The following is a 15,981-nucleotide window of genomic DNA, read 5'->3' on the forward strand; positions in this document are numbered from 1 at the left end:
TGATTTTTGTATTAATGAGTTACATTATTATTAGGGTTGCAAAGCTCTTATTGCTGGTTATTTAGGGTTGGAAATATTAAACAAGTTAACTACTATTAAACATCAATTATTTCAAAATTCGGCAATTTGAGCAATGTCTTTATTATAAACGTCACCCAAACTTCTTATCTTTTTATAAACATCGCAACTTTATTTCAAATTCTCATGTTTCTTAGCGTCATTTGCGCGTTACATTCCTTTAAAGCCATTCAATTGGAAAAAATGATCTTAATGATTCAGAGCTTTTATATCCCATTTGTTTAATTACATCACTTAGTTTAAGCGGTGGATACAATCTCTATTTTTTTATATACAATTGTAAAAATATTCTATAAAATGAAAATGAAATTGCAGATTTAACAACTAGCTAAAGGTAAAGTTTATGGAGGTTTAGATGGATAATCAAAAAATAATGCTTATATGTAGTCATTACGACGTTAATCCTAAAGATATAGAGATTTTTAGAATGAATGAAAGGGTTTTAGCAAAAATTGAAGCAGAGTATACATATATTCTAAAAGGAGAACAAGCAAGTAAAACCTATTGGGAACAATGTTGTAATTTTGCTAATAGTCTATCAGAAAAAGGGATGAATGTTCTCAATATATAAAATCTAAAAGTGGTTTTTACGTTGTAGAAATTGAGGAGAAAGTATATTCATTAGAAAGAGAACTAAAGGGCGAAATAATTGAAACTATAACAGATGCAAAACTTGTTGAAATCGGTCGTTTGTTAGGTGTTCAGCACTTCATCTCGCAACAATTATCAACTCCATTCAACACAGTTACTTCTTGGAGTTTATTTGGTGGAAATCAAACTGATGCAATTGGGGATTACGATGAAAATGAGTTAAGCTTTATAGATTTAAAAAAACAGTTTAAATCGCACCCGATCTTTACTAAAATAGAATCTTTATATAATGATTATCGTCAAAGATTAAAGTTAATTTGGGGTTATTTACCACAAGGAGCGATTCAAGGTGATTTTTGTTATTACAACATGTTAAAACAAAATCAAGGGATTCTAGCAATTTATGATTTCAATCTAGCTGGAAATGAAGTTTATTTAAATGAATGTATTGCAGTTGGTGTATATCATGCTTGGCATGTCCCCTACGAAGGTAGATTAAATGGAACGGAGCGATTTAAATTATTTATTGATGCATATAACAAAGAACGCCCCTTAAATGAATTAGAAAGAACTTATGCTGCTTACACAAAAGCCATTATACGCGCGTTTCGTTTTGACAGAGTAGAAGATGGTATTTTGTTAGAAAGTAAAGAAGAACAAGATTTATTTTTACAGGAAACGTTACATATACTTGAAGAATTAGAATTTAATAATTGTGATTACTACGATTGTAACTTTAAAAAGTTTTATTAAATTATTTATCCTTTAAATGAGAACAACTATCAAAAGCATGTTTTGATTAATCTTTTTTCAAAACATGCTCATATATACTTATTACCCAGTTTATTTTTTATAAGAAGATATTGTGCCGGAGCTTGATTCACAAATTGAAAATATCTAGCTTTTCTTCTACCTTTTGTACAAGGGTCACTTTCATTTCAAGACCCTTTAATTTTAATTACCTATCAAAATAGCTTCGGTAGTTTTGTCAGTATCCCGTTTAACGTATAAGTACTGATATATCATTCATTTTGTTTTTTCATAAAGTACAGCGCTTAACAGGCTTTAATTAAGACATAAAATGAAAGTAACCTGTTATTCCTAAATAAATCCTAAACCATTCAATATTTCTATTATTATGTCGCTGATATTGAAATCGTCTAAAAGTGGTGAAATATTTATTAATTTTAATTTATTTTAAATCATATTTTCTCATTAGTTCACGAATCTTCTTCGCTACGCCAACTCGTTCAACAATGTCATTCGCATAACTTTTCACATCATTACTCCCAACACATACACTATGAACCGCATGCTCAAACAAGCATTGGTCATTGCTATCATTCCCAAAAGCAATAAACTGTTGAATGTTCAACCTATGTAGTCCACTAACTTTATTAATCCCTAGAGGGCTAATGTCGATGGCATGTTCAGTTTTATAGTGTGTGACTATGACTGGAAATGCTTCAAGCACTTCTAACACTTCCTCATTTGGTTGGAAAATAACTAATTTGCAGACTGGAAGTAATTGTTCCAACGGTATGTTCGTTGAATTGGTTTTATCGATATTTCGATAAATAGGATGGGCAATATCACCTGTAAAGGAGTAATCCCACTGACCATCTGCTAAATATTTCAACTGATGTCGATGAATAAGTGTGATGAGTTTGTCCAAAATTTGTTGTTCAAAATGTGTCACTTGAATTTGCCCATGATCATAAGTAAATGTTCCATTTCCTCCAACTAATAGACCTTCATGAAAATCCTTTGGTATGATAGGTACTAAATCACGAATAGGTCTAGCTGAGGCAAAAATCACTTGATGCCCTGCTAACTTTAATTCTTGAAGTGCTTCAATAATTTCTCTATCAATACTTTTACCATCAAAGCAAAGTGTTCCATCTAAATCGAATACAAAGTTCATTTGAATCCCTACCTCTTTATTAATTAACTATAACTATATTAAAATTAATACTATTAATACAGGACAGATGTCTCGGAGGAAAAAATGAATCAAAGTCTATTTAAATCTATTTATAACTACACTTTTACACAAGAACTAACTTCATCCCTTATTGTATGTCCTTTCCAACCAAATGAATACATTCTAAAAGCAGGAGACCAGATAGACGGAATATATTTTTTACTGTCAGGAAGGTATATGGTATCAAGTTTAGAAGTGACTGGGAAAGAGTTACTATTAAGGTACTGCCAACAGCCCTCGATTATGGGCGATATTGAAATATTTACAGATTGTTTAATTGTATCTAACTGTATCGCTGTAGAGCCATGTGAAGTTTTAATTATTCCATTAGAAGTGTACGAAACTCATTTAAAATTTGATAGTAAATTTAATCAATTATTATTGAAAGAGTTAGCATATAAGCTCCTAACTTGCACAATTTCATCTAGAGTTAATGCGCTTTCTCCAGTAAATGTACGTTTAGCAGCTTATTTATGTACTGTTGAATCCCCAACACATGTCAATCAATACATAAAAACAAATTCTTTAGATGATGTTGCCTCATTAATTGGTACTACAAAAAGACATATAAATCGTATCCTAAAGGACTGGACAGAAAAAGGGATTATCATTCGAGAAGATAATGCGATAGAAATTTTGGATTGGGCTAAGATGAAAGAAATTTCTGAAAATGTACGCTTTGAATAAACATGGAAAAACAAAACTTCATAAACTAAATTCTGAGGTTTTTCTTTTCCTTTAATCCTCTCTACTTGGTCACTTCGATTTAGAAGTGATCATTTTTATGTCTATGTTTGACAAAATAAATAGTAGTTATACGTGAAATCAAGGAACGATTATAGTACTTTCGCACTTTGTTGCGCTATGGCTTTTTCATTTATAAACAAAATAAAATCTACAAAAGCTTAATTCTTCAAAACCAATCTATTCCAAATTCTTCTAGTCTAATTCTTTTTTTTGCTTTTTCAACAGTATTTCTATCACTTTTTACTTTTATAAAACTCCATTTTAATTGCTTTAAGGTATTCAAAAACCTATTTTTTCGTAAAAAAATTTATTTAATTCTCTTTTTATAGACTAAGTGCCAATCACCTTCCCATTCTAATTCATAAAATATAGTAAAAATAAGATATTTTTTTTTGAAAATCTTTCTTTATAACAAATGCCTATAACTTACGGGGTCAAAAACATATGAAAAAGGGAGGTGAAAAAATAATGGGAAAATTGGACCCACAAAAATTGATTTGTGACAGTTGTTGTGAAAATAATCGAATTTTTTGGCCCCGTATGAAAGCTATTGATGTAGGTTCTATTCAACCTCCTCCAGTTGTTATCCCTGAAGGAACTATTATTCCAATAATAAATAGATATTTTTATATTGTGACAGATGATATTGATTTAACAAACGGAACAACTCTTCCTGCTAATTTATTTACAGATGATACTGGCGATCCAGTAACAGAATTCAAGCTTTTTAATCCCAATGGATATGTCAATCTTTACATCAATGCTGTGATGCAAGAAGGCGGTGCTTATAAAGTAACCCCGGATTCATTAATCCTTAAGCCCTTTAATACAACTATTTTTGCCGGAACTCCAATCATTATTGAATCATTGGGTTTCCAACAAATGTGATAGGAGAAGCTGCTAAATTATTCTTTTTCCCTTGAAAGGAGGTGAAAAAAATGGCACTTTCAATTATTAATATTCATGTAAACGTTAATGGTACTTCCACAAGATTTTTTGATGTGTTAGCAGCAGATTTAACAGTTGCTGACGGTACTACAATCCCCGCAACTGCCTTTCTAAATGATAGTGGAACAGCTGCGACTGCTTTTCCAGTAGTAACACACGGCTACTATAATTTCTATATAAACGGTGTATTACAAGAAGGTGGATCGTATACAATTTCTGCAACAGAGTTAACTTTTAACGGTGTTACTGGCACAATCTCAGCCGGAACTCCATTAGTAGTAGAAGCTGTAGAATTAGTTACACAAACTTAATGATTAGTTTTTAACTAATCGCAAGTTGAAAATATCTAGCCTTTCTTCTACCTTTTGTACAAGGGTCACTTTATTTCAAGTGACCCTTTATTTTTAATTTCCTGCCAAAGCTCCGATTTAAGGTAGTTTATATTTTTAACCTATCTGACCTTTTTAATATCCATATCTCACTCTAAGGCTGAATACTGTAATAGCACTCGCTTTGTTTTTACTATAAAGGGTCTCTAATTGAAAGTAACTAGTTATTCCTTGAGGACCTATTACTACCTAATATCTAAATTTCTTAATTTGAAGTGATCCTTTTTAGTTTTTAGATAATCTAAAATATAGAAGAAACCCACGATTTGAATAGAGATTGATCAAAATACGTGGGCTGATTTGTTATGACTTTGGTTTTTATTAAAAAGTTTGATTAAAAATCCCAGAAATTATAAACTGTAAGACTTTCACTATCTTGACAAGCTCTAGGAATTGTAGTTAAATGGACTTCTTCTGAAACCCCGGTTAGGACTCTTTTTGTATAACTTTAATAGGAGTACTTAATTTGATTTTTTGACTAGTTATATAAACCCCTATAAGTATAAAAACTAATCCAATGATTAATCTCCAACTTATATTTTCATTTAAAAGAAAATATCCCCAGAAAATAGCTGATACTGGCACTAAGTATGTAGATATGGAAGCGAAGTTAGGACTTCCTTTTTGAATTAAGTAAAAGTAAAGTAAATAGGCTATACCTGATCCAAATGTACCTATTCCAATTAATGCACCTATATGATGCCATGATATTTTAGTTAAAATTTGAATTGGCTCTTCTAAAAATAGAACTATGACACCACTACATATGCTACCGACTAATAATGTACCTAAAGAAATTTGGAACATAGATATATCTTTTAGATAACGTTTTGTTATATGGGTCGCTAAACCATAGCAAAAAGTTGCTATCAACATTGCGACGAAATTTAATGAATCCACTGAAAAAACATTGGATAGATGTATATCTGAGAGTATTAAAATACCTATGAATCCAATACATAGACCTATTATTTGGTTACGATTAGAATGTATACCAAATAATAGAATTCCTAAAACCATTGTCCATAATGGTTGGGTTGCATTTAAAACTGAAGCTAAATTACTAGTCATTTTTTGTTCGCTAAAACAAATAAGTGTCCATGGAATTAATGTATTTAGTATTCCTACAGCAAACAAAGGAATCATAGGAATTTTCCCGCTAAAAGATTTGCGGAAAAATGGTATAAGTACAATAAGTGTTACAGCTCCAAAAGTTGACCGTAAAAATGCTACTACCAAAGGATTGAAATCTGCAACTAAAATTTTAAAAAAATAGAAAGATCCTCCCCAAATAAGACTTAACATAATTAGTGCAAAGTATAATTTACGTGACATTTTTCCCCCTCTTTACTTTTTACTATTTATTACTTGTTATCTAGATATTATATGGATTCCTTTCACATAAAATCTCCTCATGGTCCACCAACGGCAATGATCAATCTTTTTAATAAAACTATAACTATTATATCTATTTCTTTTTTAGCTTTTTGTTTAGTCCAATTATAGATTGATGTATGAGAAATAGTTATGAAAAAGCTGTTCGTATAGGGATAACCCTCTAAAAAACTACACTTCAACTTCAAGCCTGTTCAAGAGTGAATGTTTTTCATCTGTATTGCCCAAATTCACAATATTTTAATGTTTAAATTTCAACACAAAAACTGTACCTCTTGCTCCCGATTGGACACTAATGGCTCCATCATGCAAATCGATTAACTGTTTAGTAATAGCCAACCCTAGTCCTGTACCCGTTGTATCGTCTGTAGTATTTGTCCCTCGATAATATCGCTCAAAGAGGTTATCAAGCTCCTTCTGAGGGATTCCAGGACCTTTATCAGCAATGGTCAGCATAATTTCATTGCCGATATTTTTCGCTTCTACACTTACCTTTGTACCATCAGGCGTATATTTTTTAGCATTAGTTATTAAATTGTCTAAAATGCGCTTTAATAAAAGCTCGTCTGCTTCGAGCATAACATCCCCATAAACCTTTACAGACACCTGCTCATCTTCATATTGAGGTAACCATATGTTGAGTGGTAATAACACTTTTTCAAGCTGGATCGCTTTATTTTTTAATTGGTACGTATAGGTTAAATCTTGTATAAGAGCATCCATGTAGGTCGCCTTCTCCTGCATTGTAGTTGCAAAGTCGCGCATTTCTTCATTTGTCCACTCATAATCTTTAGAAGCAAGCATGGTTGAATAACCATATATAGAGCTTAACGGTGTCTTTAAATCATGTGATAAGCCTGTTATCCATTCTTCACGTAATTGCTCTGCATGCTTAATTTGCCGTTCATTAGAGTCAAGACGTTCCGATAAGTGATTGAGAGATTCATCAACTGGCTTAAATAACTTAAATTTCCTTTTTAATTTACCTGTCTTTCGGTGATGTACCTTCTTATCTCTTACTTCACTGTAATCAAACTGTGTAAGTCGCTCTATTCGAGATAGTATATACACAAGCGGGCGAACAAATTGACGAGAAATGCTAATTGATAAAAAGAATACCCCTATTAACATGATAATACTTTCACCAAAGAAGCTGAAAATAAATAAAAACATTGCATTTTTAAAAGGATCTTCCAAAGGCTTGTATGACGGATTTGGCATCCGTACAACTAGTGTCTTGCCATCCTCCAAAGCAGCATTTTCTATAAACTCTGTATGTTCAAAAATATCATATTTCTCTTCTAGCAATTGAGGCTTATGTAGCTTTTTATTACGCTCTCCAATGATCTCTATCCTATCCCATTGCTCATTATAGATTTCAACAGATGCCTTATTATCTTGTAAATGCTGGAGTACCACATTTGAAATTCCCCCTGTAGCTTTCCAATTTTGCAGTGCCTCCTCAAAAAGTGGTTGGACAGATGATATAGGTAGAAATAACAAATAATATTTAGGAATCTCCCATGTGTGCATCCCCGGGCGTTGAAGAGTCATTATTTCGTTATCTGTCATTCCACATAGTTCACATGAATCTCCTGTGTAATCAACAATATCCATCGATTCATTGAACAAATATAATTGCCCTGCATTCTCTTCAGCTCGCTTCACTAAATAATCAGCAAGCTTAATGGATTTGCCTTTTTCTATGACAGCATTATCTTCAATTTCAGAAGAAGTCATTGTATGAATATTGTCACCCATATGACCAATGAGAGATTGAAAGAAAAACACCAAACAAATAATAAAGCCTGAAATGATTAGTAAATAAAAAATGCTAAAATAAGACACAAAACGAAGCGTTAATCTCCTAGCTGGCTTCATGAAAGAACATCTCCAACAAGTTTATAACCAATACCCCTTACAGTTATAATGTAAGTTGGTTTACCTGGATTCTTTTCAATTTTTTCACGTAGTTTTCGAATATGTACCATCACTGTATTATCATCAAACAAACAATCACCCCATACACGCTCATAAATTTGCTCCTTCGATAATACTTGCCCTGCATTTTCACATAAATACTTCAGTAAGTGAAATAATCGCCCACTAATAATTTCCTTTGTACCATCTACCGTTATCTCTGCTGCATCCATATCAAATGTAAACCCATCACATGTGAATACATGGCTTTTTGACCCAATCTTTTTCTTCATATATCTTGTAAGCTGTACCTTCACCCTCGCAACGAGCTCAAGTGGATTAAATGGCTTCGTAATATAATCGTCTGCACCGTTCATAAAACCGCGAAGCTTATCTGCATCACTACCTTTTGCCGTTAAAAAGAATATAGGCGCTTCACTATGCTCACGAATCATATTCGCCATATCCAGCCCACTTCCATCTGGAAGCATAATATCTAATAGATAAAAATCAAAAACCTTTGCTTTAATTTTATTTTTTGCTTCTTGAACAGTACAGCAAAGTGTAATGTCTAAAAACCCCTCTTTCCTTAATATAATTTCAATCATTTCCGCAATTGCACGTTCGTCCTCTAATACTAAAATTGACGCATCTTGCATACTATCACCTTCTTTTAAGATTAATTTAAAGTAGTCATAATTTCACAATAAGCTTTACCAACCACTATGTATAAGATAACCAATTAAGGAGATTAAACGCAATCAAAAAACGTGTTTCCTTTATTCATACAATACGTAGGTTCGTCCCTTAATAGCTAGTGCTTGTACTCTACATGATAAATGAATATACAACAAAAGCCTCATAAAACAGTGATCTTTTCATCATAAAAAGTCATATCCCTCTTATAAAACTTTATAACCTTTTATTCAGTTTTTAAGACTTTATTAAGATGCTCATTATCTTCCTATAAGGTTATGCCCATATACTTACACTATATTAAATAGTAAGGTTACATGTTTAGAAATAAAACGAGTTTCTATTATTGATTTATGCAAGGATTCAATTCACTTAGGATATTACTTGCGAATTTACTTATTGGAAACATAGAAAAGTATATAGGTTGAAATGTGTAACGCGCTAAAAAAGCGAGGTCCATTTGAACAGATTTTACATTTGTGGACGCACAGAAGGAGGGGAACAGAATGCTGACGTTTATCTATGAAGTATTTGTCTTTTCAATTACTAATTTAATATTTGATAGCTTTGACAAAATAAAAAGAAAAAAGAAATAGCCCTCTTAGCTTAGGTTTCCGACTCAACTAGAAAGACTCCAATGAAGTTGTACATCGAAGAGGTGCTTTGGTCTAATAGTAACATAATGAATTGGGAGGTTACATTTTTGGGAATAACACGAATTTCTTTTATTGATTGTATGCGAGGATTTAGTTTACTTGGGATATTACTCGCGAATTTGCTTATTTTTCAATTTGGAATTATAGGAAAGGATGAAGTAAGGGATTTATCACAGCTTGATCAAGGTGCACTGTACTTCTTGAAAGTTTTTGTTGTAGACTCATTTATGCCGATTTTCACATTGCTTTTCGGCTTTTCACTTATGAAACTAGTAGAATCTGTACACCGAAAAGGTAGAAAAAGTAGATGGGTAATTCTTCGTCGGAGTATTGTATTGCATTAGGTTGGCTACATTCAGTAATTTGGGAAGGTGATATTTTAGTAATTTATGGTGTAACGATCCCTTTATTAATTCTTTTTATCAATCGAAAAGCAAAAACTACATTTATTTGGGCTGGGATACTGTTTGTTACTTCTACTGTGCTGTTATATGGACCAAGTGAGGTCTCAATGAAGCAACAGCAAAGGGTTGATACTTATATTGAAAAAGAAAGTTATACATATGTACATGGTACTTTTGCAGAAACATATGATTTTCGTAAACATGCTGAAATGCCAGGAATGGAAGATCCTTTAGTTTATATGGCTAAAGTGATATTTGGACTAGTTTTACATTTACCATTATTTTTAGTAGGGATGGGTCTAGCCAAAATACGTGCATTTGAACATATGGAGCAGGAGAAAAAGTGGTATATGCTAGGGGTACTTCTTGTACCAATTGGACTGTTGTGCAAGTCTCTAGGACTAATGGAAAATAGTTCTTCTCCTATGTTTTCGATGGGCGGCGCTATGTTATTATCGTTAGGGTATGTATGTTTAGCTGCCTTACTGTATAAATTTTGGCATACCTCTATTATTTCACAGGTCTTTGAATGTGTTGGTAAACTATCGCTAACAAATTATTTAATGCAATCCATTATTTGTACGACTATCTTTTATGGCTATGGCTTTGGGTTGTATGGAAAACTTGGTGTCTTTAATGGCATTTTGTTAGGCCTTATTGTATATAGTTTGCAATGTGTAGCGAGCTTTTTCTACTTGAAAAAAAATAAACGAGGTCCATTTGAACAGAATTTACATATGTGGACGCACTGGTCATACCCCAATCATCTAAAGCAAAAAAAGCAAGCTCAAAAAGTCGTTTGTTAGATATGAACAAAGAACCTAAGAAAAGAATTGCCCTTTATAATTTTTTAGAGCGATGTTTTAATCGCTCTTTTTTTATTTAATCCCTATCTAGTGATTCCGGATTTATGCAAACTATTGGTAACTAATTACTAGAGGCTTCACACGATATTGCCAACGATCTCGGTGTGGGCCTAGCTGCTGTAGTTCCATTAACAAAGGGAATTGCAGTCGTTGGCGCCATTACAGGCATAGACAATTCTGGCTTCTCAAATATTTCCTTAGCAGATTCCGTCGGTAGTTTGTTTGGCAACGCATTGGTGGTGGTACTGCTACTTTAACAGCTTTAGGGCAAATAACAGCGATCTTTGCAGGAGGAGGAACATTAATTCCTTGGGTTTTAATCCCTGCTGCTATTTGTACTGTTAGCCCCTTCGAACTTGCATGGCGTAATTTATTACTAGTGGCGATTGGCCTTGTGATTACAACTATTGTGGCTGTATTTTTAATAAAACATTGTAAAAGTAATGAACTCTTTAGTGGTTCTTTTCTACACAATTATAATGGTATAATTTAACTATACAAATTAGAAAGGTAGATGAGTTCAATGAAAGTTTCCTATTGGCGCGGAGCAAAAATTCGGTTAAGAGCGCCTAAGTCTAAAGACATTCATATATTTGAAAATTTAGATGATGACATACTTAAAAACCTTGATTCAATCGCTTTCCCCCGGACAAATCAGCAAATTGAAGAATGGATAAATGAAATATCACAAGGGGCATCTACTGACAGTGATGATTTTTACTGGATTGCGGAGGATGCTTCAAACAATGTCGTGGGGACAATTGAGGTTTCTGGTTGTGATGGAAAGAATGGGACATTTGACTATGCTATAACGGTATTTCCCCCACATAGAGGAAAAGGGCATGCAAAAGATATGATTTTAACGATTTTAAAGCATTATTTCTTTGAACTTCGCTATCAGAAAGCAACAATTTGTGTTTACTCCTTTAATGCATCTTCTATAGCTCTACATAAAAAACTGCGATTTGTTGAAGAAGGCCGATTAAGAAATATGATTTATACAAATGGTTCCTTTTATGACGAGATCTATTTTGGAATGACCAAAGATGAGTTTACTAAAATTCACTCTAATTAGTAAGAGATGGCTTCTGTTCATTGCAGAAGTCATCTCTTTTTTTAAGGCTCAATATAAAATTTTCTTCTATTCTCATGAAACAGCTGCTGTAATTGATATTCGCTAATACCTAAAACATACGCTTCACACATTATTTGTTCTACCTTTATAGAAATTTGTTGAAGGCTAACACCTTTTGCTTCAGCAGGCTTATTAACAGTTACTTTTGAGTTAGGTTTTATAGCGATTATTCCCTTCTTCTGAAGCTCCTTGTAGCTTTTATGAACGGTATGAAGATTAAGGTTTGTTTCGGCTGCTAAATCACGAATAGAGGGCAATAGATCACCATTTTCGCAAATTTCTCCTGTCGCTATTTCAAAAAGTAGTTGCTGGGTTAACTGTTGATAAATAGGAATTTTACTCATTGGATCTATTTTTATATTCAATTGTTCACGTTTCCTTTCATATGGCTTATCGCTAAAAGTTGATGTCATTTGTGAAAACGAATATCATGAAAATAAGTTGGTATGGTAGTGGATGTGCGACTCCTTGGGAATCAGGTCAAAGATGCAACTCTGAAGTACATGTTGTTGGTCACTCAGGTGTTTTCATAGGATGTGAAGTTCTTAGCCCGAATCCCTCTATATTATTTCACTCTCGCTACCCAAACACTTTTCTGAAAGAAGTTAAAATTTCTTTTTCGCAATAAAACTTTGCATAGTAATGATCATCAATAAAACGAACAGCAGTGTTCCTACAATATGGAGGCCATACAAAGTTTCCACATCACCCGACATTAGGATATTTGTTGCATACATACTATTACTAGCAGGATTAACAATGTCTATTAATGGATGTAGTCCAGCGATAAAACGACAGAATAATAGGGCAACGATACTTATTAGTGCTATAAATGCAGGGCTATTAAAAAATGTACTCATCATCGCAACAAACGTTATGATGAATAACAGCCAAACACAATAGAACGCTAAAGCCCACATAGTTTGTGTCAAAGGAACAGTTGTAAATAAATACGCTGAATAGCCGTAAGATACCCCATAGCCAAGAGCTATACAAATAACAGCCAATATATAATGGATGATGATTTTACTATTCAAATAAGATGCTATCGAAACTGGCCTTGTTAGAATAAATGCCATCATGCCATTTGCTTTTTCCCCTTGAATAATGCTCATAGTGGCAACGACTAGAATAATAATGCCTAGCTGATCAAACTGTGAACTTAATGTTGAGGCAAGTACCTCCTGTCCCACAGGCTTTGCCATCGTAGGATCAATTGTGATACCTTGAACACCACCCGCTGATTGTAAAATAACAGGTAAATAATACATCATTATCGGTTGTGTTAACCCTAGTAAAATAAATACAATTGGAAGCCACAATATTTTAAACTCCCTTGCCATTTGATGTACCTCTTTTTTGCTTAATGCAATAAAAGCACTCATTCACTTACACCACCAATTCTAAAAATATTTCTTCTAGATTGTCTTGAATACCCACTTCAAATTTAGTAAACATCACTTTTGAATCCAGTCCGTGCTGTATTAATCGATTAGCATCTGTTTCCAAATTTTCAACGTGTATTTTGAAGCCATCTCCACAGCTTTCGATTTTCTTTACATATTTTAAATGTTCAACCATTGTTAACCATTGAAAATCTGCCTTGCGAATCATTAAAAAGATAACTGATTCTTGATGGCGCTCAAGTAACTCTGATTTTGTAGCATCTTCTATTTTGTGACCATTTTTAATCATTATAAAGCGCTCACAAATTTCCTCCGCATCGCTCAATATGTGCGTTGATATTAAAACTGTCGTTTCTTTTTTTATTTCTTTTAATAAATTTAACACTTCTCTTCTTCCTATTGGATCTAGCGCTGATACCGGTTCATCCATAATCATTAAAGCCGGCTTATGCAACAATGCTTGTGCAATGCCGAGACGTTGCTTCATACCACCTGAAAATGTCCCGACATGAATATGTGCTTCTTTCCCTAAGCCTACCTTTTCTAAAAGTAATGGAATTTCTTGCTGCAATTCACTTTTTGATATGCCTGAAAGTGTTCCCATAAAGGACAATGTTTCAAATGCTGTCATCCATGAGAAAAAATTAGGATACTGAGGTAAATAACCAATTTGATTTCTCATAGATGAAATCTTTTGACCATCAAGAAGAATTTCACCTTTGTCTGCATTCAGAATGTCTGCAATGATTTGAATTAACGTAGATTTCCCCGCTCCATTTGGTCCAATTAATCCAACACACTCATTGGAATCAATGACCATTGAAAAATCATTCACGGCTGTTTTTTGTTTAAACTTTTTCGTAATATTTTTAATCTCTAAGCGCACGTTTATTTACATCCTTTCTACCAATAATGAAGTATAGAACAGAACCAATTGAGTTACAGAACAAAATAATAATTGTCCACATCAGTATGTTTTCTCGCGTATCTCGGTGCCGATATAAATCGAATAAAGCAACAATGATTAGAACAAATCCTACGAATAAAAATGGCAAAATGATTGGAAGTATACTTGCCCAATCCAATTGGCTTAAATCATCAAAACCATAGTGTAATTTCATTTCTAAAACCTCCTATTCATTATCATTATCGATAATGATAACAGAAGATGTAAATAATTTCATTACCTTTCTACTGTACATCTGTATAAAATATATATAGTATATTTATTGATAATGTTCTCATATTGATAACATTGATTGCTTCCCTTGATTCCATTTGATAGGAGGATCGTTTTTATGCGGAATAAAGCAGAGGTTTTAATGCACCCTGTGAGAATGAAAATTTTACAAGCTCTAATGCACGATAAAGAAGAAGGCTTAAGCACTTTGGAGATGATTTCTATTATAAAGGATGTACCTCAAGCTACTTTGTATCGTCACATCCAAATTTTAATGGATGAAAACATCATAAAAATTGTGAAAGAGCGAAAAGTACGTTCTGTCACAGAAAAATTTTATGCATTAAATGAAGGAGCAGAAAAACTAAGTCAGGAGGATTGGACACAACTAACAATCAAGCAAAAATTAAATTATGTTTCTAACTATCAATTAGCTTTACTATCTCAATATCAAAATTATTTAAATTTACTTGATGAAGAAGAAAGACTTGCAGATTTAGCAACTTTCTCATTTATCGATTTGACATTAACGACTAATCAATTTATGAGTTTTGAAAATGAATTAAACGATTTAATAATTAAATACTATAATATGGCCGACTCAAGCAAAGAGACTGAGACAAAAACAATTGCTATAAATATTATTCCAAAACCTTAAGTAATATTTTTACGTAAAGAAATGGAGAAGATTTATGAAAAGAAGAAAGACAGTTGAAAACACACGAAAATTTATCATGATTATAGTTGGCGCCATCATCGCAGCATATGGACTAGAAGCGGTATTAATACCAAACGATGTCATTGATGGTGGCGTGACAGGTATTAGTATTATGGGAGCACACCTCTTTGGTATTCCATTAGGCGTACTGCTCTTTGTATTAAATATTCCTTTTATTTGGATTGGCTACAAACAAGTAGGTAAAACTTTTGCATTGATGAGTTGTACTGGGATAGCAGCTCTTTCTATTTCCACAGTTCTTATGCATGATGTTAAAACAATTTTAGGTCCAAATGATCCGTTATTAATTGTTTTATCTGGTGGTATGCTACTAGGTGTTGGAATTGGGATTGTCTTACGTAACGGTGGGGCTTTAGATGGCTCTGAGGTTTTAGCCGTATTGCTATCACGTAAAATTCCGTTTTCAGTCGGGGATATTATATTATTTATTAATGCCTTTATTTTCTTAGGGGCAAGCTTTATTTTTGGCTTAGAGAGCGCATTATACTCAGCTTTAACGTACTATATTGCGAAAAACGTTATCGATATTATTCAAGTAGGTTTAGAAAAATCAAAAGATGTTCGTGTTGTCAGTGCAAAATCAGAGGAAATTGGGGATGCGATACAAGCTCGTTTAGGACGTGGTGTTACATATACAAAAGGGCGTGGCGGTTTTTCTAATGAACCAACGGATATATTAAACTGTGTCATTAACCGTATGGAAGAAAATAAACTTGTGTCGATTATTAAAGATATCGATGAAAGTGCCTTTGTAGTTATTTCTGATGTATCAGAGGTACGTGGTGGTAACTTCAAAAAACGTGATATCCACTAAACAAAAGGTAAGAAAGTAAGTCGTTCATAACTG

18 protein-coding genes and 1 pseudogene are annotated in these 15,981 nt (G+C 33.1%); 11 read left to right on the top strand and 8 right to left on the bottom strand.

The genetic code is table 11. From position 1 onward, the window contains the following. Positions 1-433: 433 nt before the first annotated feature. Together C7Y47_RS08855 and C7Y47_RS08860 are read left to right on the top strand one after the other, a co-directional pair. Entirely contained in the window at positions 434-649 is a 216-nt protein-coding gene (locus C7Y47_RS08855) for a hypothetical protein (protein ID WP_142508437.1), read from the top strand. A 119-nt stretch (positions 650-768) separates the two neighbouring features. Next, positions 769-1,422: a hypothetical protein gene (locus C7Y47_RS08860; protein ID WP_142508438.1), complete on the top strand. Its 654-nt coding sequence runs from the start codon at positions 769-771 to the stop codon at positions 1,420-1,422. 439 nt (positions 1,423-1,861) lie between these two features. Here C7Y47_RS08860 and C7Y47_RS08865 read toward each other — a convergent pair whose 3' ends face one another. Continuing rightward, positions 1,862-2,593 (bottom strand): HAD-IIB family hydrolase, encoded by a 732-nt coding sequence (locus C7Y47_RS08865; RefSeq protein ID WP_142508439.1) that lies wholly within the window; start codon positions 2,591-2,593, stop codon positions 1,862-1,864. 84 nt (positions 2,594-2,677) lie between these two features. On the opposite strand from C7Y47_RS08865, the gene C7Y47_RS08870 reads away from it, so the two are divergent. From C7Y47_RS08870 to C7Y47_RS08880, 3 genes are all read left to right on the top strand, one after another. Then, the gene (locus tag C7Y47_RS08870) at positions 2,678-3,340 is read left to right on the top strand and encodes a Crp/Fnr family transcriptional regulator (protein ID WP_142508440.1); all 663 of its coding nucleotides are present in this window, start codon (positions 2,678-2,680) and stop codon (positions 3,338-3,340) included. A 504-nt stretch (positions 3,341-3,844) separates the two neighbouring features. Beyond that, positions 3,845-4,288, top strand: a complete 444-nt coding sequence (locus C7Y47_RS08875) for a DUF4183 domain-containing protein (RefSeq protein ID WP_255505097.1) — start codon at positions 3,845-3,847, stop codon at positions 4,286-4,288. 50 nt (positions 4,289-4,338) lie between these two features. After that, the gene (locus C7Y47_RS08880) at positions 4,339-4,659 is read left to right on the top strand and encodes a DUF4183 domain-containing protein (RefSeq protein ID WP_142508441.1); all 321 of its coding nucleotides are present in this window, start codon (positions 4,339-4,341) and stop codon (positions 4,657-4,659) included. Between the two features lie 504 nt (positions 4,660-5,163). Here the strand turns inward: C7Y47_RS08880 and C7Y47_RS08885 are convergent. From C7Y47_RS08885 to C7Y47_RS08895, 3 genes are all read right to left on the bottom strand, one after another. After that, entirely contained in the window at positions 5,164-6,072 is a 909-nt protein-coding gene (locus tag C7Y47_RS08885; protein WP_142508442.1) for a DMT family transporter, read from the bottom strand. Between the two features lie 300 nt (positions 6,073-6,372). After that, positions 6,373-8,013, bottom strand: a complete 1,641-nt coding sequence (locus C7Y47_RS08890; RefSeq protein WP_142508443.1) for a sensor histidine kinase — start codon at positions 8,011-8,013, stop codon at positions 6,373-6,375. After that, a complete protein-coding gene (locus C7Y47_RS08895) occupies positions 8,010-8,711 on the bottom strand; it encodes a response regulator transcription factor (RefSeq protein WP_142508444.1) in 702 nt (233 codons plus the stop codon). The genes C7Y47_RS08890 and C7Y47_RS08895 overlap by 4 nt, the downstream gene beginning before the upstream one ends. 740 nt (positions 8,712-9,451) lie before the next feature. On the opposite strand from C7Y47_RS08895, the gene C7Y47_RS25580 reads away from it, so the two are divergent. The 4 genes and pseudogenes from C7Y47_RS25580 to C7Y47_RS08910 all read left to right on the top strand — a co-directional run bounded on the left by C7Y47_RS25580 (position 9,452) and on the right by C7Y47_RS08910 (position 11,749). Further along, positions 9,452-9,748 carry a hypothetical protein gene (locus tag C7Y47_RS25580; RefSeq protein WP_255505098.1) on the top strand — a complete coding sequence of 99 codons (297 nt, stop codon included), beginning with the start codon at positions 9,452-9,454 and terminating at the stop codon, positions 9,746-9,748. After that, positions 9,712-10,614 (top strand): DUF418 domain-containing protein, encoded by a 903-nt coding sequence (locus tag C7Y47_RS08900; protein WP_255505099.1) that lies wholly within the window; start codon positions 9,712-9,714, stop codon positions 10,612-10,614. Before C7Y47_RS25580 ends, C7Y47_RS08900 begins: the two co-directional genes overlap by 37 nt. A 92-nt stretch (positions 10,615-10,706) precedes the next feature. After that, a pseudogene (locus tag C7Y47_RS25585) lies at positions 10,707-11,167 on the top strand (hypothetical protein); the annotation flags it as partial. Positions 11,168-11,197: 30 nt separating this feature from the next. Next, positions 11,198-11,749 carry a GNAT family N-acetyltransferase gene (locus tag C7Y47_RS08910; protein ID WP_142508445.1) on the top strand — a complete coding sequence of 184 codons (552 nt, stop codon included), beginning with the start codon at positions 11,198-11,200 and terminating at the stop codon, positions 11,747-11,749. 41 nt (positions 11,750-11,790) lie between these two features. Here the strand turns inward: C7Y47_RS08910 and C7Y47_RS08915 are convergent, their stop codons facing one another. From C7Y47_RS08915 to C7Y47_RS08930, 4 genes are all read right to left on the bottom strand, one after another. After that, entirely contained in the window at positions 11,791-12,174 is a 384-nt protein-coding gene (locus C7Y47_RS08915; RefSeq protein WP_142508446.1) for a GntR family transcriptional regulator, read from the bottom strand. Positions 12,175-12,414: 240 nt separating this feature from the next. Next, positions 12,415-13,194 (bottom strand): ABC transporter permease, encoded by a 780-nt coding sequence (locus tag C7Y47_RS08920; RefSeq protein WP_142508447.1) that lies wholly within the window; start codon positions 13,192-13,194, stop codon positions 12,415-12,417. Between the two features lie 4 nt (positions 13,195-13,198). Beyond that, positions 13,199-14,101 (bottom strand): ABC transporter ATP-binding protein, encoded by a 903-nt coding sequence (locus tag C7Y47_RS08925; RefSeq protein WP_142508448.1) that lies wholly within the window; start codon positions 14,099-14,101, stop codon positions 13,199-13,201. After that, complete coding sequence (locus tag C7Y47_RS08930; protein ID WP_142508449.1) at positions 14,085-14,336, bottom strand: PLD nuclease N-terminal domain-containing protein; 252 nt, start codon at positions 14,334-14,336, stop codon at positions 14,085-14,087. The genes C7Y47_RS08925 and C7Y47_RS08930 overlap by 17 nt, the downstream gene beginning before the upstream one ends. A 177-nt stretch (positions 14,337-14,513) precedes the next feature. Between C7Y47_RS08930 and C7Y47_RS08935 the strand changes: the two genes are divergently transcribed. Further along, positions 14,514-15,053 (top strand): helix-turn-helix domain-containing protein, encoded by a 540-nt coding sequence (locus tag C7Y47_RS08935; protein WP_142508450.1) that lies wholly within the window; start codon positions 14,514-14,516, stop codon positions 15,051-15,053. Positions 15,054-15,087: 34 nt separating this feature from the next. Beyond that, entirely contained in the window at positions 15,088-15,948 is an 861-nt protein-coding gene (locus tag C7Y47_RS08940; protein WP_142508451.1) for a YitT family protein, read from the top strand. The last annotated feature ends 33 nt before the right edge of the window (positions 15,949-15,981 follow it).

Origin of the sequence: Lysinibacillus sphaericus, assembly GCF_006864135.1 — a bacterium.
Lineage (GTDB): Bacteria > Bacillota > Bacilli > Bacillales_A > Planococcaceae > Lysinibacillus.